Here is a 17,039-nt window from a genome sequence, read left to right as displayed (position 1 = left end):
ACCTTCGCGCCGATCAGCACCACCGACACATAGAACGCCCACAGCTTGAGATCGCCGGTCGCGGCAATCGCGATGGTGCCGGCGCCGAGCACGAACATCAGCGCCGCCCACGCATAGCCCGCGATCGTGACATATTCCGGAACGGTCTCGGTCACGATCGGCGGCATATAGCGCAGCATCCAGCCACGCTTCAGCATGATCGCGCCGATCGCGAAATGTCCGATCGCGGGTTTGGCCAGCACGAAGCGCGCATCGTGCGTGAGCAGCGTGGCGCCGCCGAGCACGATCACGAGGCCAAGGCTCGCCCAGGTCATGTAGCCGAGCGTCTGGCCCTTGTAGCGGGCGTAAGCCACCTGGCCGACCGCCCCCGCGATGGCCACCGCCGTCGCCAGGATGACGTCGCCCGTGATGAGATACAGCAGGAGGAAGACGATGGTGGAGAGGAAGTCGGCCCCGAGCCTGGCGAAAACGTCCTTCATCGTCGTTCCTTCCCTGCCACAGTTGGGTTCTTGCACAATATTCAGGAACCGGACAGCGCTCCGGAGACGGCCGGGGTCGCGTATTTGGTCCGGCGGTAGTCCGGATACCATCTGGTGAAATAGACCGCGGTGCTGCGGGCGGCGAAGGCGATCGCAAGTCCGGCCCACAGCGGCAGGCCCGGCACATAGATCATCAGCATATTGCCGGCCATCATCAGCAGGAAGCAGGCGCACCAGGCCCAGGCGATGGCATAATTCGCTTTCAGAAATCCGGGCAGGGCGAGGGTTTCGGCATCGACCAGCTCGCGGGCGTATTGCAGCGTGAACGGCTTGCGGATCGCAATCGACGTCAGCGAGATCGCGAGCACGCCGGCATCGACGGCCAGCTTGATGGCCGAAGCGCCGAGGCTGGAATCGACCAGAGCGATGTAAAGCCCCAACCCGATAAACAGCACCACGGAGCCGGCGCCGAGCGTCTTGAGCTGACGGCCGCGGAGGAAGTCATGGGCGATCACGGCGAGGCCGGTCGCAGCGGCTGCGAACAGCGCCATGTCGGCCGAAACAAGCAGCATCAGCAGCGAGAAAACGCCGAACGGAAGCAGGATGAGGAAGATGGTCATGACGGACCTCTTGGACCTATATCTTTACGATGGAAAGATAAATACGGGCAGGTGATGGCAGGGTCAAGCTGAATCTTTACAATGTCAACATAATGTGAGCGCGACGGCGATTACGGGCTGTTTCGCAGATACAGCGGAGCGTCGCTCGACAGTTCATCAAGGCTTTGCCGCAACGTCATTCCGGGGCATCGCGGAGCGATGAACCCGGAATCTCGAGCGCAATCATCTCTGGATTCCGGGTTCAACGCCAACGGGCCGGCCAGAGGCCGGACCGCTTGGCATTGCCCCGGAATGACGTGTGTGAACTCTACGTCGCCCCAACCCAGTTGCCATGAAAACCGTCGGGGACGCGATGGCCGAGCTGCACCAGCGCGACCGGACCGGAAGCGACATCGGTGGCGTTGAATACCGCGAGGTCGCTGCGGTTTTCGCGGGCGCGCCACACCGCGGCCAGCAGCCAGCCGTCGCCTTCGGCCGCATCCTTGCCGCGCTCGACGAATACCGGCTCGGAGATAGTGTCGCCGGCCGGCAGCAGATAGCTGCCGAGCCGCGAACCCTTGCCGTCGACATGCACGATGCCGGAGAGTGCGCCGATGAATGGCAGATCGTGGTTGGCACAGGCGTACCAGCCATGGGTGCTCTTCAGTCCGGCCCGGCGATCGTCGATACGCGGGAATTCGCCGGTGATGTCGTCGAGATAGGTTTGGCTGAAGCGGTCGGTATTGCCGGCGAGATCGAAGGTCCAGCGGCACAGCCGCGCGCGGGATTTGGCGGGGTCGGTCGGCGAACCGTCGGGATGGGTGAACAGCGGCGCTTCCTCGAACTGCATGACGTCGGCAATGATGCGCTCGCCATCCTCCCAGGCGTTCATGACGTGGAACACGTAGCAGCTCTCGGCGCGGAACCAGACGAGATCCTCAGGCGAACCGTTGCGTTTCATGACGCCGACATAGGCGCCCTTTTCCGGCTCCCAGGCGTAAGCCGGCTTGCCGCGCATCGCGCGCTCCATGCTGCCGGTAATGGGCAGGATCGGAAACAGCAGATGGTTTTCGGTGACGATGAAGTCGTGCACCATGCTGGCATAGGGCGCCTCGAAACGATCGAACCGCGTCACCACGCCGGACGCATTGACTGATCCGAAGGAGAGGGCGGGGGTCAGCGGTCCCGCGGCATTGTAGCCGAAGAACACCATCTCGCCGGTGACCGGATCGATCTTGGGATGGGCGGTGAAGGGACCGGCGATGCCCTTGTCGTAGTCGCAATAGCCGAGGCGATTGAGCGTGCCGGGCTCGATCTCGGTCGGCAGGTGTCCTTCCTCCAGCGCCAGCAGCCGTCCGCCGTGAAAGATGATGTTGGTATTGGCGACGCCGCTGTCGGTGCAGGACGTGGCCGGTGCGTCGGGCAGCTTGCGGCCGCCGAAGCCGCCGAACAGCGCGCGGCCGGCATCGTGCTCGGCCTGCCATTTCGGGGTGCGGACCCAGCGGTTGCGATAGCTGGCGCGGCCGTTTTCGAGGTGGAAGGCGTGCAGCATGCCGTCGCCGAGAAACCAGTGCGCGCCCGGCGCCTCGAACTGCGGATTGGGGCCGTTGCGATAGAGCGTACCGTTGAGTTCGCGCGGCAATTCGCCCACGACCTTGAGATGCGGCGCGTCGCATTCCATCGGGATCGGCGCCAGATTGCTCCGGGCCGCCCTGGTCTCCACCTGATCAAGCATCGTCGCTCCCTGATTTTATCTTTACATCGTAAAGATATCAATACAGCAGAGTTCCGCCTTCCGTCAAGCAATATCTTTACAGTGTCAATATCGAGGCCTATACAACACCGATGGCGAGAACACCGGAAACATCAGGCATTGGCCGGACTGCGCTCCGGCGCGATTCGAAAGCAGCGCCGGTCCGGCCCGGTCGCAAACCCGGCGGGCCACGTCACGCCAGGGCCGGCGAAGCCACGCCGTATCATCACGGCGACCTGCACGATGCCTTGCTGGAGGCCGCCGAGCGGGTACTGGAACGGGACGGCCTCGGCGGTCTGACGCTGCGTGCCGTGGCGCGCGAAGCCGGCGTCTCGCATGCCGCACCTACCCATCACTTCGGCGATCTCACCGGCCTCGTCAGCGAACTCGCCGCAATCGGCTTTCGCCAATTCAATGTCGCCATGGAGGCGGCCGGTGCCATCGATGCCCCGCCGCTGTTGAAGGCGATGGCACGGGCCAAGGCCTATGTCGCCTATGCGCAGGCGCATCCCGGCATGTACGGGCTGATGTTCCGCACCGAGCGGCTCGATATGACGCGGCCATCGCTGCACGAGGCCGCCAGTGCCTCGTTCGCCGGGTTGGCCGGCGCGGTCGGCGTCAGTCATCAGCAACAGGTGTCCGATGAGGCGCTTTCGCTGGACCAGGCCGCCGCCATCGCCCGCGCCTGGTCGCTGGTCCACGGCTTCACCACGCTGCTGCTCGACGGCCGGCTCACCGATATCCTGCGGCGGCTGCCCGCGGGCACCAATGTCGAGACCCTGCTGGATGCCATGCTGCGCTCGACCGTCGCGCGGCCGCCGGGACCATGATCTCCAGGGAACCGGTCATCCCGGTTCGACGCGCGCAATCTGGGGAAGGTTCGGTCAAAAAGCGCGAAAGGCCTGACATGGGCCCGGAATCGCTCTAGAACAACGGCTTCGCAATCCCTCATAGCATGTCAGTTCAAAGTCATCATGCCTGCCATCCCGTCGAACAAACCCTACCGCGTCGGCCGTTCCCGCACCGGGCTCGGCCTCTTCGCCACCAAGCCGATCAAGAAGGGCGCCAGGATCGTCCGCTATTTCGGACCGCTGCTGGATTCGAAGAAGGAGAAGGACGACGCGGTCGAGAACAAGTATCTGTTCGAACTGACCAACCGCTGGACCATCGACGGTTCGGTGCGCAAGAACATCGCGCGCTATATCAACCACGCCTGCAGGCCGAACGCGGAATCCGACGTCAAGCCGCGCAAGCGCAAGGTGGTGATCCGCGCCATCAAGAACATCGAGCCGGGCGACGAGATCAACTACGATTACGGTACCGACTACTTCAAGGCCTATATCAAGCCGATCGGCTGCAAATGCGCCGCCTGCGAGAAGAAGCGCAAGAAGCAGCGCGCCGAGGCGAGAGCCGAAAAGGCCCGCTTGAAGGCCAAGGCCGAGCGCAAGGCCTTGAAAGAGGCCGCGAAAGAAGCGGCGAAGAAGAAGCGCAACGGCAAGCCGGCGGATGGCAAACTCATGAATGGCCACGGCGCAAGATCCGCCGCCGGCAAACTGACGAAATCCGGAATTCCCGTGAAAGCGCGCGGCAAGCCGCGCGGGGAAAGCCGCGCGTCGGCCTGATTATTGTGTAATCGCGAGATTCCGGGTTCGATGCTTGCATCGCCCCAGAATGACATCTACCCGCCGGGTCTGTGCAGGGATTTCGGCAGCGGCGAATCGCCGAAGTTGAGCGTCGAGCGCTGAAGGATGGCGCCGTTCGCGTCGACCACGACACGAAAGCGCCGGTGTTCGCTGAAGAAGGTCAGGCGATAGCGGCCGATGTCGTCATCGACGCCGCGCTCGGACTGGCTGGTGATCTTGCCGGCGCGCATCTGATTCCTCAGCAACGGCAGCGCGATGCCGAGTCCTTCGGCAATGACCGATGCATCGATCTCGACGGTACCGTGCCCGAATTCAACAGGTTTCATCGGACTCTCATGCGACGGCCGGCGTCTGTTTCCTGCCCGCACGGGCCGGATAGGCGCATTCCGCCAGCGTGGTGCCATCGAGCTCGCGCATGAAGGCTTCGCGCGCGGCGGCTAGGCGGGCCCTGAGACGGCAGCGCGGCAGCAGCACGCAATTGCCGCCATCGTCTCGAAAACATTCGACCAGCGCGCGCCGGTCCTCCAGCGCCCGTACCACCTGGCCAAGCGTGATCGCCTGCGGCGGCCGTGCCAGCGTGAAGCCGCCGCCGGCGCCGCGCTGGGTGCTGATGAATCCGGCCTCGGCCAGGTCACGTACCACCTTGGCCAGATGATTGCGCGAGATGCCGAACTCGGCGGCTATTTCATTGGTCGCGAACGAGCGCGTCGGTTCGCCGGCCAGCCGCATCAGGGCGCGCAGGGCAAAATCCGTAAACAACGTCAGGTTCATGGCATCTCCAGGCAAATAAGCCTTGCATATCGAGCATACAGGGTTAAATAGGTAAATGAAATACCTATTTAAGGAGAGTAGCCGTGACTGCATTGGAACGGCGCGAAAAGATCACGGCCGAGATCGTCGCCAGGACCGGCATCACCGAGGCGCTGATCGAGCGTCTGGTTCATGCGTTCTATGCAAAAATCCGCACCGATGCGGATCTGGCGCCGGTATTCGAAGCCCGAATCCAGGATTGGGAGCCGCATCTGCAGCGGATGTGCGCATTCTGGTCGTCGGTCGCGCTGATGTCGGGCCGCTATCACGGCACGCCGATGGCCAAGCACATGCCGCTGCCGGTCGATGCCGATCACTTTGATCGCTGGCTCAAGCTGTTCGAGGAGACCGCGCTTGAGGTCTGTCCGCCCGCGGCCGCAACCCATTTCGTCGAATTGGCGCGGCGGATCGCCGCCAGTCTCGAACTCGGAATCGCCGGCGCGCAGGGCGTCATGCTCGGCAACGGCGAACGATTCCGGCGCCGGCAGGCTCAAGCAGAAGGAGATAGCAGATGAAGCGTCAAGTCCCGGTCGCAACCGTCATCAACGATACCAGGCTGGCACAGGAGCCGGCGAATCCGTTTTCGGGCAGCAGTCTGGTGCCGATGCTGATTATCGGGATCGTTCTGGTCCTGGTCGGCATGATTGGCGCAGTGATGTTGAGCTGAACCGATTGATCGGCAAGGAATTTGCCGCGGCTGGCGGTGAATAGCCGCCGGGCTTGCATCGCGGCAAGCCCGGAAGCCGCTCCTGGTTCGGTCGTGCGGTTCAAGCCGCGACCGCGCCGCCGCTCTTGCGCAAGCCGATATATTGCAGCTCTGCAAACACCCCGGTGCTGATCGCGTGGATGGCGATGAAGGCATAGCCGAGCAGGCTGGGGCTGACCCATCCGCTGAGCATCAGTGCGATGCTGCCAAGTGCCCATGCCGCATTGCCGGCAATCACGATGGCCACCAGCGCCCTGGGCATCGCTTGCCGCGTGCCGAGCCAGCCGACCAGCGCGGTATACGCGATCAGGAACAGGCCGGTTCCGAGTACGAGCGACTGAGGAAGGTTGAGCATCGGCGCCAGTAGTCCGGCGCCGAATGTCTGCAGCAGGGCGACCGCACCGGTGACGACGGCGTCGGCCAGCAGGGCGCAGCTCAGGAATGTGGACGGCTGGATCATGGTGGTTCTCCTTTTTTAGATTAGGCTCATGGTCATCTCGTGTGATGCGAAGATGGCAGCCGCGGCGAGGTAATTCGATTACGTGCGAGGTAATGGAATGTGCGAAATTCGCATGGTAGGTTTTCCAGCATGAACGCACACACCGCCACGGCACGAACGGAACGAAGCCAGCCCGCCCATATCGGCGACCATCTGCGCGAATGGCGGCAGCGCCGTCATCTCAGCCAGCTCGATCTCGCCGGCGACGCCGAGATTTCGGCGCGCCATCTGAGTTTCGTGGAAACCGGCCGGGCGGCGCCGTCGCGCGAGATGGTGCTGAAGCTGGCGGAGCGGCTGGAGGTTCCCTTGCGCGAACGCAACGTGTTGCTGGTGGCGGCGGGATACGCGCCGGCATTTCCGCAGCGCTCCCTCGACGATCCCGCGTTGAAACCGGCGCGGGCGGCGATCGACCTGGTGCTGAAGGCGCATGAGCCCAGTCCGGCGCTGGCAATCGACCGGCACTGGAATCTGGTTTCGGCGAACCGCATGATGATGCCGCTGCTGCAAGGCATTTCCCCGTGGCTGCTCGGCCAGCCCATCAATGTGCTGCGGCTCGCCTTTCATCCCGAGGGACTGGCAGCGCGCACCGTCAACCTCGCCGAATGGTGCAGCCATCTGCTGGAGCGGCTGCACCGCCAGTGCGAGACGACCGCCGATCCCGAATTGCTCAAACTTCATGCCGAGCTGAAGGCCTATCCGATCCCGGCACGCTCCGGTCCGTTGTCATCGGACCATGTCGCGATCCCCTTCAAGCTGCGGCTCAATGGTGACGTACTCAGCTTTATCTCCACGACCATGATCTTCGGCACCCCGGTCGACATCACGCTGTCGGAACTGGCGCTGGAGACGTTCTTCCCCGCCGACGATCTCACCGCCGAGCGAATGCGGGCGATGGCGGCTGCGCTGGACTAGGCGTCTGCGTTCGCGGCGGTGTTTACAGGCGGAGCCGCAGTCCGCATACTCGACACGAACAGCGGAGTGAATTCATGTGGCAGCGGCCGTTCTTTCACGAGGGAATGCGCGATCTTCAGGATCGCTTCGACGGGCGCCGCGTCGCCGAAGCCATCGAAGACCGCCGCAAGCACTATGAATTCTGGGACGACGAGAAGGAGATGATCCGGAACTCACCGTTTTTCTTCATCGCGACGTCCTGGCAGGACTACACCGATTGCAGCATCAGGTCGGGCGATCCGGGCTTCGTCCAGATCGTCGGACCCAACGTCATCGAATTTCCCGAGTATGACGGCAATTCGATGTACCGCACCCTCGGAAATATCTCGCGCAACCCCAATGTCGGCCTGCTGTTCGTCCGCTTCGACGGCAAGAGCCGGCGGATTCGCGTCAACGGACGCGCCGCCATCCTCGACGACGCAGAGGCCCTTGGCCGGCATTTCGGCGCCAGGCTGGTGGTGCGGATCGAGTGCGAGATCTATCCGAACTGCCCGCGCTACGTGCCGGATCTGGAGGGAGCGACGCCGTCGCCCTACGTGCCGCATGTCGGCGAGGGCACACCGCCGCCTCCGGAGTGGAAGCAACGCGACTACATCCGCGACATCCTGCCCGCGGACGATCCTCACGCCGCCATGCTCCGCCGCGATCCGGGGCAGGATCGGTAACCCGGCCCGCTGAGGCTCTGGAAATGCGGGCTTGTTTCGCCCGCGTTTCGGCCTATTTTGCGGGCATCGTTTCCCGGAGAACGCACCCATGAGCACCCTGAAGCCGCTGCAGATCGACATCGTCTCCGACGTGGTGTGCCCATGGTGCTACATCGGCAAGCGCCGGATCGAGAACGCGCTGGCGCTGGCGCCGGATGTGCCGGTCGAGATCAACTGGCGGCCGTTCTTTCTCAATTCATGGGTGCCGCGCGAAGGCATCAGCCGCGACGAATATCTCACGAAGAAATTCGGCTCGGTCGAGGCCTACAAGGGTATTGCAGGCCGTGTCGTCGCCGCCGCCAATGAAGAGGGGCTGACCTACCGGCCGGAACTGGTCAGGCGCCAGCCCAACACCACGGATTGCCACCGGCTGATTCACTGGGCCGATGCGCAAGGCAAATCCGCCGAGATGAAACAGCGGCTGATGGAACTGTATTTCCGTGACGGCGGCGACCTCACCGACCTCGACGTGCTGGTGCAGGCGGCCGCCGATATCGGTCTCGACGCAGAGGATATCCGCACGCGCCTGGCCACCGACGAGGACGTCGAACTGATCTCGGCGCAAGCCCAGGACGCCTCCGACAAGGGCATCTCCGGCGTGCCGACCTTCGTGTTCGCGCAAAAATACGCAGTGTCCGGTGCGCAGCCGGCCGAGCAACTGGCGCGTGCGATCCGCCAGGTGTCGGCGGAGGTGAACGCGCAGGCAGCGGAGTAGGCGGCGCGAAGCAAGTTGGGATCGTCATGCATACGGGAGGGCAGAAGTGCCCGCCCCCCGCCAACGCCACGCAGGGCGACAGAAACACGGATCTGTCCCCATTCCCAAAGAATTGGACGGCAACCGCCATGGTTACCATATCATTCCTGGAAATTCGCGGCAGTCGGATCTCATAGAAGGACTGCGCCCGAAAGCGTCGTCCATGACGATATCGCTGATTTTCCCGTGCTGCCACGGTGATCAGGGAATTGAAGTGAATAGTGTGGGGTGGTAGGCATTGTCGATGCGCCACTTCATAAAAGAAAACAAGACTCTTCGAAGGCTCTACTACCGTGCGCAGATGTTGCGCGCCGACGCACAATCAAACGAAGTCCGGATCATTGATGATCTAACGCAGGGCGTGCCCCGAACCTTTGTCGAGTTCGGATTTCACCCGATGCAGTTCAACTGCATCGCTTTGGCCAAGCGAGCGGAGTGGCGAGGTCTTCTGATCGACGGCAACACACGACAGGTGGCGGACGCGAGGGCCATCCTTGCAGATCGTATCGAGGTCGCGGAGCGCTTCCTGACGCTGGACAATCTCGGGTTTATCAAGGACAAATTTCCGCAGATCGGTCTGTTGTCGATCGACGTTGACGGCAACGACTACTGGTTTCTCAAGGAACTGATCGACACGGAACCTTCGGTGATTTGTGTCGAGTACAACGCGACGTTCGGGCTAGAGCCGATCAGCGTTCCCTATGATGCCTCTTTTGATCGCCACGAAAAGCACCCTAGCGGCTGGTATCACGGCGCATCACTGACAGCCTTGGCGAACCTTTGTGCTACCCACGGATATGGGCTAGCCGCCGTTTCGGAGGCCGGGCTTAATGCATTTTTCACAAAATCCGGACAGTTGGTCCCTGCGACTGCTTGGGTCGCAAACAGCATCCGCGATGAGTGGTCAGGCAAGACCCGTGAAGAACAATGGGCAGAGATCAAACACATGCCGTTCTCATATAACCCTTAGTTACACACGATCGCAAAACGAGCATCTTAACGCGCAAGAGGCTGGCCGAGCAGCTCACAAAGCTGCGCCGAGATCGAGAAGGTGTGCCGGTCGCGAACCCACAACTGTCATCACCCGCGAATGCAGGTGATCCAGTATCCCAGAGACAGCAGTGATTGAATCAACAGGCCGCGGCGTACTGGATCCTCCGCTGGAGCCTGTCATCGGGCTCGCCAAAGGCGAGACCCGGTGGCGGAGGATGACGAGTTGTGGTGAGGTGACCGCCGATGCCATCATCAGGCGATCGGCGACCTCGATCCCTCACGCCCCCTTCAGATAGTAATTTGCGCGCTTGCCGAGCGCGATCCGGCGCAGCACGCGGCGCATCGCCAGCGAGGCGCGCAGCGGCCTGATCGCGGTCGTGACCGTGCGATAGAACGCCAGCTTCAGCGCGTCGCGTACCGGCTGGCGCCCCGGCGGCAGTTGCGGCAGGCCGACGCCGCGCAGCATCGAATTGAAGAAATGCAGGTCGTTGGCGCGGCGCACCTCGCGGGTCTTCCAGGTGATCGCCATCGAGATCGAGAAGCTGCCGGCGGTGCGCACCCAGTGCGGCCACTGGTACGGCACATAGCAGCCGTCGCCCGCGAACAAATGGAATTCGGTGCCGCGCGGCGCAAAACTTTCGTCGTATTTCAGGTTGCGGTGCTTGGTCATCGAGCGCTCGATCTCGTCGTCGGACACGATCGACCGGTCGTTGTTGTCGAAGATCGTGAAGAATTTCTCGCCGTGGATATGGACGAAGAAATTGTCCTCGCTGTCGAGATGGAACGGCGTGGTCGAGTTCGGCGACGACACGAAGATAAATCCCTCGAGCTGTTCGAAGCCGGCGTCGAGCAGGCTGTTGAAGCCGCGCGCGCGGGCCACCGACAGCAGCGTGTCTTCCAGCAGCTGGCGGTATTCCGGCGAGTTCTCCACCCGCTTCAGCACCATCCAGGCGCCGGCGGTTTCGATACGCTTGACCACTTCGACGGGATCGAGATCGACCGATGGAATCGCATCCGGGTCCTGGCTGATGGCGACCTTGCCGGAGTTGTATTCGATCAGGTCGCGCGGCAGTTCGGCGGCGAGCTCGGCGATGCGTGGCAGGCTCAGGAGCGGATGGCCGACCAGCTTGTGACGGATCGCGAACGGTTTGAGCGGAAAGTCGCGCTTCAGCGCGTCGTTCCCGGCGGTAATCACCGGGGCGATTGCGGTGACGGTATTCATGACGATTTCCCCTGGCGTTTCCTAATGAAGTGGATGGCGCGGCGCAGCGGCTCGCGGATCGCGGTGCGCAGTTTCAAGGCAGCGTGGACCAGCGGCACCACGGGGTCGCGCGGCCGCAGCGGAACCAGCAGGTCGCCGATGGCAAGCCGCCCGCGCCAGATCGGATTGATCATGGGATGATCGGCATTGGCGCTGGAGTCGACCATCGCGATGTCGGGATCGGCGCAGAGATGCCGCGTCAGGTCGAGCGTCAGCTGCACGCCGGGCGACAGTCGTGCAAAATTCTCGTCGACACCGAGCTTGAAGTAGAACGCGCGGTCCTGATGCCGCAGCACGATCGCGGCCGCGACCGGGGTGTCGCCGGCGCGCAGGGTTACCACTTCGCATTGGCCGGATGCGGCCAGGTCGGCGGTGGCGCGGCGGACGAAGCCGGCATCGCCATCATGCTGCTTCAGCGCGGTGCCGCGCCGGGCCTTCCAGCCGGAGGCTTCCAGCGTCAGGAAGATCTCGACCGCCGAGGCGACTGCCTGCGGGGTGCGCGCCACCTCGAAACGGACTTCGCCGTGTTCGGCCAGCCGGTTGCGCTGGCGGCGCAGCTCCTTGAGTTTCTTCGCTCCGAGCGCCTCGCGCAGCAATTCCTCGGCGTCCTGCGTGGCATCGAGGCTGGCGCGAAGGTGGGATTGCAGCAGGCGAGGGTGCATGCCGCCCTGCCGCAGCACTTCGGTGAAAGTCCTGATGACGGCGCCATCGAGTGCGACATCGCGCAGAATCAGCGCATGGGCGCCGGCCATCCGTGCCTCGCGCATCAATCCGAGGGCGGCATCCTCGGCCCATTCGCGATCGAGCGGCGGCGTGCCGAGCGTGCCGTAGGGATCGGCGCTGACCAGAACCGGAAGCGGAATTTTGTAGGCGCGCCACATCGAAATCACGGGCAACAGGCCGATCAGGCGCGCCGCGCCATCGGTCAAAAGCGAGGCATCGCGCCATGCGGCGAGCGCCGAGACGCCGGTGCGGCCCCGCGCCGAGCCGTTCACCGCCAGTTCCCAGTCGGGCAGATAGTAGCCGTTGGGTTCAACGGCGCGTTCGGCGAGCGTGCGCCATGGGCTCGCGGCGATCGCCGCGAGCGGGCCAAAGCCGGCCCCGCCTTGCGAAGCCGCCATCGGCTGCGGACGCTTGCTCGCGGTCACCGAAGTGCCAACGACCACCGCTCTGTCAACGATCTCTACCACGTCCCCGTTTCCCCGTTCGCGATGATCGAAGCGGCGCGCGTGGCGTCGCTTTCTGCATGCGTTGACGGGGACACTAGGGAAAAAGATTGGAAAAACCCGCCTGCGCGGCGACGCAATTCGAGCGGTATTGTTAACCGACCGTTGAGCATACGGATGGCACGTGCGGGGTGCCGGGTGCTGCCCCGCGTGGCAGATCCAGTCGTCGTCCGGCCGCGTCGCCCAAGGCCGGCGTTCCTGGAGTTAATCGAGGTTAACAACGTAGATCAAATCGATGCGCCTCAGGGTTAACTCGAACGCCTTATGAATTGGCCGAAAGCGCTGTCGACGCTTCAATGGAATTGAAGAGCATGTGGTTGATGAGTTTCATCAGTAAGTACCTCGGATGAAGCCATTCAATCAGTCATCGGGATCATGGCAGAGTCCGAGTATGCGACGGCAAGGTGCGATCATGGTCGCCATCGCCGGTTTGGCTGCGATCGCGCTCCTGTTGATGCCTGGAGCAGCGGGGCTCGTCGCCGTTGTGCCAATCATCGCACTCCTGCTCGCAGGCGGCTTCTGCCTCAGGCAAAGTTCGAAGGGCGCAAGCGCGGCGGCGATGTACCCGCCGCCGGACATGCTGCTGGCCACGGCGATCGAAAGCACGCCGAACGGCCTGTGTATCTTCAATGCTGACCTCAGGGTCGTGATCAGCAACAGCCACTTCGCCGCGATGTATGGACTGACGTCGGCACAAATCCAGCCGGGTACGCCGCTGCGCGAGATTCTCCACAGCCGCGTAGAATCATGCTTCTGCCCGACGAATGCGGAGGAGTATGTCGCAGATTGCCTGAGTAGCGCCAGCTCGCGCGAGACGCTCCATACGACCGACGAACTCTGCAACGGCAAAGTCATCGCCGTCAGCCGTCATCCCATGCTCGGAGGTGGGTTGATCGAGGTTCACAGGGACATTACCGATGTCCGGCTCGCAGAAATTCGCGCAGAGGCCGGACGCCAGGAATTGATCGGAAAGCAGTTTGCGATCGACCAGGCCGTCATCGTCGCGGTGACCGATCTGACGGGCAGTATCACCCAGGCAAACGACAATTTCTGCAGGATCAGCGGATATTCACGCGCGGAATTGCTGGGGCGGAACCACCGCATTCTCAATTCCGGTACGCATTCAAGAGAGTTCTTCCGCGACATGTATCGCTGCATCGCAAAAGGCGAGGTCTGGCGCGGCGAATTATGCAACAGGTCCAAGTCCGGCATGCTGTATTGGGTCGATACCGTCATCACCCCGCAACTCGGTTCTGACGGAAAGCCGATTGCATACATGGCAATCCGGGTCGACATCACTGCGCGAAAGTACGCCGAGGCCCAGATCTCCTATGCGGCGACGCACGATGCGCTAACCGGACTGGCCAACCGTGCGGCGCTGCTGGAGCGGATGGACGAGGCCTTGGCCCGGATGCAGCAGCACGGCGGCGCGCTGACCGCTCTGATGCTGGATCTTGACGGATTCAAGTGCGTCAATGACACGCTTGGGCACGCTGCAGGTGATGCGCTGCTTAAGCAACTGGCGGAGCGTTTCAAGTCGTCGCTTGGCGAGACCGACATGATCGCGCGTCTCGGCGGAGATGAATTCGCGATCATTCGGACCGGCCTGACCGATCAACGGGAGGACACGATCGGGCTCTGCGTCCGGCTGCTGGAACTGGCGGCCGAGCCCTTCCGTCTGGACGGACAGGATGTCTGTATCGGGACCAGCATCGGCATCGCGCTGGCTCCGATGAACGGAACCAACGCCGGAGAACTGCTCAAGAAAGCCGACCTTGCCATGTACCGGGTGAAGTCCGAAGGGCGTAACAGCTTCAGCTTCTTCGAGGAAGATTTGAGCGAGAAGGTGATCTCGCGGCTGCGACTGGTCAACGACATGCGGGCGGCGTTGTCGCGCAACGAATTTGAACTGCATTACCAACCGCAGTTCGATACCGGGACTTCGCGGCTCTGTGGGATGGAAGCCCTGGTTCGATGGCGCCATCCCGTCGCGGGGCTGCTGTATCCGGATCGCTTCATCGCCATCGCGGAGGAGACCGGGCTGATGGGGCCGCTGGGAGAATGGATCCTGCAGCGTGCGTGCGCCGATGCGGTTTTGTGGCCCGAGAACATCAAGGTGGCGGTCAATCTCTCTGCCGTGCAATTTCGGGCAGGTACGTTGTTCGACGTGGTCCTGTGCGTTTTGGTGGAGTCGGGCCTGCCGCCGGAACGGCTGGAACTGGAGATCACCGAATCCCTGCTGCTGCAGGACAAGGAGAGCCACGTTCGGGTCATTCGGCAGCTCAAGAACATCGGCGTGACTATTGTCCTTGACGACTTCGGAACCGGCTATGCGTCGCTCAGCTATCTGCTGATGTTTCCCTTCGACAAGATCAAGATCGACAAATCCTTCACGGAGGGGTTACTGACGCGGGTGGATTGCATGGCCGTGGTCGCGTCAATCCTGACTCTGGCCCGTGGGCTGGAAATTGCCGTGACCGCCGAGGGCGTGGAAACCATCGCGCAGTTCGAACGGCTGCGCGCCCAGGGCGTCAATTACGTTCAGGGCTACCTGTTCGGTCGTCCAGGTCCAGTGCGGGAACTGAATTTCTCCGCCCTCGACATGATCGCGAGGGCAGATGAAGCGGCTTGATGAAGATATGTCGCCGCGCGGCGCCGCACCGAACCGGTCCGGCCGAAGGCGAACACCGTGATTGCAGACCAATCGCTCGTTGACGAGCTCGAAACAGCGATTGCCGGCGGCGATATCGGCCGCCGTGCCGCGATTTTGCGGCGGGTAGCCGATCTGTTCGCGTCGACGTCCGTAACTCTGTCGCAAGAACAGATAGGGCTGTTTGACGACGTCCTGCATCAGCTCATCGAAGAAATAGAGGTATCGGCGCGCGCCCGCTTCGCGGAGTATCTGGCGAACAGCCCCGCCGCGCCGCCCCGGATCCTGCGCCGGCTGGCGCTCGACGACGTTATCGACGTCGCCCGTCCCGTTCTCTCGAACTGTGAACAGCTGGATGAATCGACGCTCGCGGAGGGCGCCCGAAGCAAGAGCCAGGCACATTTGCTCGCGATTTCGGTCCGGAAGTTCATTCCGGAATCGGTTACCGACATACTCGTCGAGCGCGGCAATCGGGAGGTCGCCTTGAATACTGCCGCGAATGTGGGTGCGTCATTCTCGGAACTCGGATATTCTTCACTGGTAAGGCGGTCCGGTGATGACGACGAACTGGCGGCTCGTACCTGGTCTCGCAGCGAAATTCCACGGCGGCATCTCCTCAAGCTTTTTGCCGATGCTTCCGATGCCCTGAAGCGAAGGCTGTCGAAGGAGGACCCGCGCAAGGCTGCGGTCATGGCCGATATGGTCAGGCGGGCGGCGGGCCAGCTTCAGGCGAGAACCAGGCAAATGTCGGCGGATTTCGCGAAGGCGCGTCCTTTGGTCCAGTCGCTCGCCGACGCGGACAAGCTGGACGAGGCTGCGTTGCTTGATTTTGCCACCTCGGCGATGTTCGCGGAGACGGTCCTTGCACTCTCTGTCATCTGCGGCCTTCCTGTCGGCCTCGTTGAGCGCGCATTGGTGGAAGAACGTTCGGAACAGGTTCTTGTCCTGGCCAAAGCCGTCGGACTGAGTTGGAATACGACCAAAACGATCCTGTTGCTGCAGGCCCCGGCGGAGCGGTCGATGGACGATTTCGACCGGCTGCTTGAAACCTTCCTGCGACTCAGGCCCGAAACCGCCAAGCAAGCGGTCCAGTTCTATCGGTTGCGCGAACGTTCCTTGGCGGAACGTTCGAACTGACCGGATGGATTATCGCGCGAAGCGGCTCGCTATCTAAGGGAACCGAGTTTTTCAAGCTCAGGAAGGTTTGAAACCGTCATCACGCCATCGGAAAATGCGAGGATGCGACGTTTGCGAAACTGGCTAAATACCCGGCTAACGTGGACAGGGGTTAATCCGACCGCGTCCGCGATGTGCTGTTGGCGCAGCGGAAGCGGGAAGCGCTGTTCGCGGATCACATTCCTCGCGGCGATCCGCGTCATCAAATGCAACAGCAGATAAGCGATGCGTTCCTGGGCCGAGAACTGGCCCAGGACGGTGGAAAGTCTTGCAGCGTCATGGACCTCCTCCATGCAGGCTTTCGCTATCGCCCACTGAACGCTGGAATTGGCGGCGCACCTCGCGCGGATTTCGGAACGAGCAAATGCGCTGATTCGAACCTCGGTCAGCGCCTTGGCCGAAAAATAGAACGCCTTCTCGAAGATAGTCGTGGGAGAAAAAATATCTCCAGGGAGTAGAAACTGCAGGATCTGCCGGCGGCCATCGGAAAGCTGGAAGTAGCGGAAAGCCCAGCCGGCACAGAGCACGAATACGTCGCTGGAGCCCTGATTGCGGATGGCGATCTGCTCGCCGGCGCGCGCGGCGGCGAAGTGCTGCCAGCCGGAGTTCTGATCTGCTTTCGAGTCTTCGGAAACCGCCCCGAGAAGGGTCCCGCAAAGGCCCATTTCACGGTTTGGGCAGGTTACGCAAAGTGTCGCACGATTCATGAGAAGTGTTTTGCCTGATGTTCGCAACCGTGCGAGTGCAATTCTCCGACGCTGGGGAACTGAGTGCTGCATCTATCAGAGTTTGCTAATAGAGTAAATAAATTGCAGACGCCATTCAATCGCTGGCC

General features: G+C 62.4%; 19 protein-coding genes. 10 read left to right on the top strand and 9 right to left on the bottom strand.

Annotation, left to right across the window (positions count from 1 at the left end; translation table 11 throughout):
- The 3 genes from Q8R73_RS24950 to Q8R73_RS24940 form a co-directional block, all read right to left on the bottom strand.
- Positions 1-479, bottom strand: a 479-nt coding sequence (locus Q8R73_RS24950; protein WP_305722209.1) for an inner membrane-spanning protein YciB, incomplete at its 3' end; no start/stop codon positions are given.
- A 41-nt stretch (positions 480-520) separates the two neighbouring features.
- Positions 521-1,099: a hypothetical protein gene (locus Q8R73_RS24945; protein WP_305722208.1), complete on the bottom strand. Its 579-nt coding sequence runs from the start codon at positions 1,097-1,099 to the stop codon at positions 521-523.
- 307 nt (positions 1,100-1,406) lie between these two features.
- On the bottom strand, positions 1,407-2,813 hold the full coding sequence (locus tag Q8R73_RS24940; protein ID WP_305722207.1) for a carotenoid oxygenase family protein: 1,407 nt from the start codon (positions 2,811-2,813) through the stop codon (positions 1,407-1,409).
- Positions 2,814-2,923: 110 nt separating this feature from the next.
- Between Q8R73_RS24940 and Q8R73_RS24935 the strand changes: the two genes are divergently transcribed.
- Together Q8R73_RS24935 and Q8R73_RS24930 are read left to right on the top strand one after the other, a co-directional pair.
- Positions 2,924-3,661, top strand: coding sequence for a TetR/AcrR family transcriptional regulator (locus Q8R73_RS24935; protein WP_305722206.1), 738 nt, complete (start codon positions 2,924-2,926; stop codon positions 3,659-3,661).
- A gap of 144 nt (positions 3,662-3,805) precedes the next feature.
- Positions 3,806-4,453, top strand: a complete 648-nt coding sequence (locus Q8R73_RS24930) for an SET domain-containing protein (protein WP_305722205.1) — start codon at positions 3,806-3,808, stop codon at positions 4,451-4,453.
- 56 nt (positions 4,454-4,509) lie between these two features.
- Here the strand turns inward: Q8R73_RS24930 and Q8R73_RS24925 are convergent, their stop codons facing one another.
- Both Q8R73_RS24925 and Q8R73_RS24920 read right to left on the bottom strand, forming a co-directional pair.
- Positions 4,510-4,800 (bottom strand): DUF6522 family protein, encoded by a 291-nt coding sequence (locus tag Q8R73_RS24925; protein WP_305722204.1) that lies wholly within the window; start codon positions 4,798-4,800, stop codon positions 4,510-4,512.
- A gap of 7 nt (positions 4,801-4,807) precedes the next feature.
- On the bottom strand, positions 4,808-5,245 hold the full coding sequence (locus Q8R73_RS24920) for an Rrf2 family transcriptional regulator (RefSeq protein ID WP_305722203.1): 438 nt from the start codon (positions 5,243-5,245) through the stop codon (positions 4,808-4,810).
- A gap of 83 nt (positions 5,246-5,328) precedes the next feature.
- Here Q8R73_RS24920 and Q8R73_RS24915 point away from each other — a divergent pair, with 83 nt between their 5' ends.
- Together Q8R73_RS24915 and Q8R73_RS24910 are read left to right on the top strand one after the other, a co-directional pair.
- Positions 5,329-5,799, top strand: a complete 471-nt coding sequence (locus Q8R73_RS24915) for a group III truncated hemoglobin (protein WP_305722202.1) — start codon at positions 5,329-5,331, stop codon at positions 5,797-5,799.
- Positions 5,796-5,951 carry a hypothetical protein gene (locus Q8R73_RS24910; RefSeq protein ID WP_305722201.1) on the top strand — a complete coding sequence of 52 codons (156 nt, stop codon included), beginning with the start codon at positions 5,796-5,798 and terminating at the stop codon, positions 5,949-5,951. Before Q8R73_RS24915 ends, Q8R73_RS24910 begins: the two co-directional genes overlap by 4 nt.
- Before the next feature lie 100 nt (positions 5,952-6,051).
- Here Q8R73_RS24910 and Q8R73_RS24905 read toward each other — a convergent pair whose 3' ends face one another.
- The gene (locus Q8R73_RS24905; RefSeq protein WP_305722200.1) at positions 6,052-6,450 is read right to left on the bottom strand and encodes a hypothetical protein; all 399 of its coding nucleotides are present in this window, start codon (positions 6,448-6,450) and stop codon (positions 6,052-6,054) included.
- Between the two features lie 129 nt (positions 6,451-6,579).
- Here Q8R73_RS24905 and Q8R73_RS24900 point away from each other — a divergent pair, with 129 nt between their 5' ends.
- The 4 genes from Q8R73_RS24900 (at position 6,580) to Q8R73_RS24885 (ending at position 9,868) form a co-directional block, all read left to right on the top strand.
- On the top strand, positions 6,580-7,401 hold the full coding sequence (locus tag Q8R73_RS24900; RefSeq protein WP_305722199.1) for a helix-turn-helix domain-containing protein: 822 nt from the start codon (positions 6,580-6,582) through the stop codon (positions 7,399-7,401).
- A 74-nt stretch (positions 7,402-7,475) separates the two neighbouring features.
- Positions 7,476-8,105, top strand: a complete 630-nt coding sequence (locus tag Q8R73_RS24895; protein ID WP_305722198.1) for a pyridoxamine 5'-phosphate oxidase family protein — start codon at positions 7,476-7,478, stop codon at positions 8,103-8,105.
- A gap of 88 nt (positions 8,106-8,193) precedes the next feature.
- Positions 8,194-8,859: a DsbA family oxidoreductase gene (locus Q8R73_RS24890; protein ID WP_305722197.1), complete on the top strand. Its 666-nt coding sequence runs from the start codon at positions 8,194-8,196 to the stop codon at positions 8,857-8,859.
- Positions 8,860-9,142: 283 nt separating this feature from the next.
- Entirely contained in the window at positions 9,143-9,868 is a 726-nt protein-coding gene (locus Q8R73_RS24885) for a hypothetical protein (protein WP_305722196.1), read from the top strand.
- A 300-nt stretch (positions 9,869-10,168) separates the two neighbouring features.
- Here the strand turns inward: Q8R73_RS24885 and Q8R73_RS24880 are convergent, their stop codons facing one another.
- Positions 10,169-11,113 carry a cupin-like domain-containing protein gene (locus Q8R73_RS24880; RefSeq protein WP_305722195.1) on the bottom strand — a complete coding sequence of 315 codons (945 nt, stop codon included), beginning with the start codon at positions 11,111-11,113 and terminating at the stop codon, positions 10,169-10,171.
- Positions 11,110-11,814, bottom strand: coding sequence for a GNAT family N-acetyltransferase (locus tag Q8R73_RS26100; RefSeq protein WP_371126171.1), 705 nt, complete (start codon positions 11,812-11,814; stop codon positions 11,110-11,112). The genes Q8R73_RS24880 and Q8R73_RS26100 overlap by 4 nt, the downstream gene beginning before the upstream one ends.
- Positions 11,815-12,790: 976 nt before the next feature.
- On the opposite strand from Q8R73_RS26100, the gene Q8R73_RS24870 reads away from it, so the two are divergent.
- Positions 12,791-15,010: an EAL domain-containing protein gene (locus tag Q8R73_RS24870; protein ID WP_305722194.1), complete on the top strand. Its 2,220-nt coding sequence runs from the start codon at positions 12,791-12,793 to the stop codon at positions 15,008-15,010.
- A 57-nt stretch (positions 15,011-15,067) separates the two neighbouring features.
- A complete protein-coding gene (locus Q8R73_RS24865) occupies positions 15,068-16,165 on the top strand; it encodes a DUF2336 domain-containing protein (protein ID WP_305722193.1) in 1,098 nt (365 codons plus the stop codon).
- Positions 16,166-16,194: 29 nt separating this feature from the next.
- Here the strand turns inward: Q8R73_RS24865 and Q8R73_RS24860 are convergent, their stop codons facing one another.
- Positions 16,195-16,911 (bottom strand): Crp/Fnr family transcriptional regulator, encoded by a 717-nt coding sequence (locus Q8R73_RS24860; protein ID WP_305722192.1) that lies wholly within the window; start codon positions 16,909-16,911, stop codon positions 16,195-16,197.
- Between the last annotated feature and the right edge of the window lie 128 nt (positions 16,912-17,039).

Origin of the sequence: Bradyrhizobium sp., from assembly GCF_030697065.1 — a bacterium.
Lineage (GTDB): Bacteria > Pseudomonadota > Alphaproteobacteria > Rhizobiales > Xanthobacteraceae > Bradyrhizobium.
This window is presented reverse-complemented; position numbering and strand designations above follow the sequence as displayed.

Bases quoted from the DNA above. Each gene is read 5' to 3' on its own strand.
- Q8R73_RS24945 (WP_305722208.1), bottom strand. From the start codon at position 1,099: ATGACCATCTTCCTCATCCTGCTTCCGTTCGGCGTTTTCTCGCTGCTG.
- Q8R73_RS24940 (WP_305722207.1), bottom strand. From the start codon at position 2,813: ATGCTTGATCAGGTGGAGACCAGGGCGGCCCGGAGCAATCTGGCGCCG.
- Q8R73_RS24935 (WP_305722206.1), top strand. From the start codon at position 2,924: ATGGCGAGAACACCGGAAACATCAGGCATTGGCCGGACTGCGCTCCGG.
- Q8R73_RS24930 (WP_305722205.1), top strand. From the start codon at position 3,806: ATGCCTGCCATCCCGTCGAACAAACCCTACCGCGTCGGCCGTTCCCGC.
- Q8R73_RS24925 (WP_305722204.1), bottom strand. From the start codon at position 4,800: ATGAAACCTGTTGAATTCGGGCACGGTACCGTCGAGATCGATGCATCG.
- Q8R73_RS24920 (WP_305722203.1), bottom strand. From the start codon at position 5,245: ATGAACCTGACGTTGTTTACGGATTTTGCCCTGCGCGCCCTGATGCGG.
- Q8R73_RS24910 (WP_305722201.1), top strand. From the start codon at position 5,796: ATGAAGCGTCAAGTCCCGGTCGCAACCGTCATCAACGATACCAGGCTG.
- Q8R73_RS24905 (WP_305722200.1), bottom strand. From the start codon at position 6,450: ATGATCCAGCCGTCCACATTCCTGAGCTGCGCCCTGCTGGCCGACGCC.
- Q8R73_RS24900 (WP_305722199.1), top strand. From the start codon at position 6,580: ATGAACGCACACACCGCCACGGCACGAACGGAACGAAGCCAGCCCGCC.
- Q8R73_RS24895 (WP_305722198.1), top strand. From the start codon at position 7,476: ATGTGGCAGCGGCCGTTCTTTCACGAGGGAATGCGCGATCTTCAGGAT.
- Q8R73_RS24890 (WP_305722197.1), top strand. From the start codon at position 8,194: ATGAGCACCCTGAAGCCGCTGCAGATCGACATCGTCTCCGACGTGGTG.
- Q8R73_RS24885 (WP_305722196.1), top strand. From the start codon at position 9,143: ATGCGCCACTTCATAAAAGAAAACAAGACTCTTCGAAGGCTCTACTAC.
- Q8R73_RS24880 (WP_305722195.1), bottom strand. From the start codon at position 11,113: ATGAATACCGTCACCGCAATCGCCCCGGTGATTACCGCCGGGAACGAC.
- Q8R73_RS26100 (WP_371126171.1), bottom strand. From the start codon at position 11,814: ATGCACCCTCGCCTGCTGCAATCCCACCTTCGCGCCAGCCTCGATGCC.
- Q8R73_RS24870 (WP_305722194.1), top strand. From the start codon at position 12,791: ATGGTCGCCATCGCCGGTTTGGCTGCGATCGCGCTCCTGTTGATGCCT.
- Q8R73_RS24860 (WP_305722192.1), bottom strand. From the start codon at position 16,911: ATGAATCGTGCGACACTTTGCGTAACCTGCCCAAACCGTGAAATGGGC.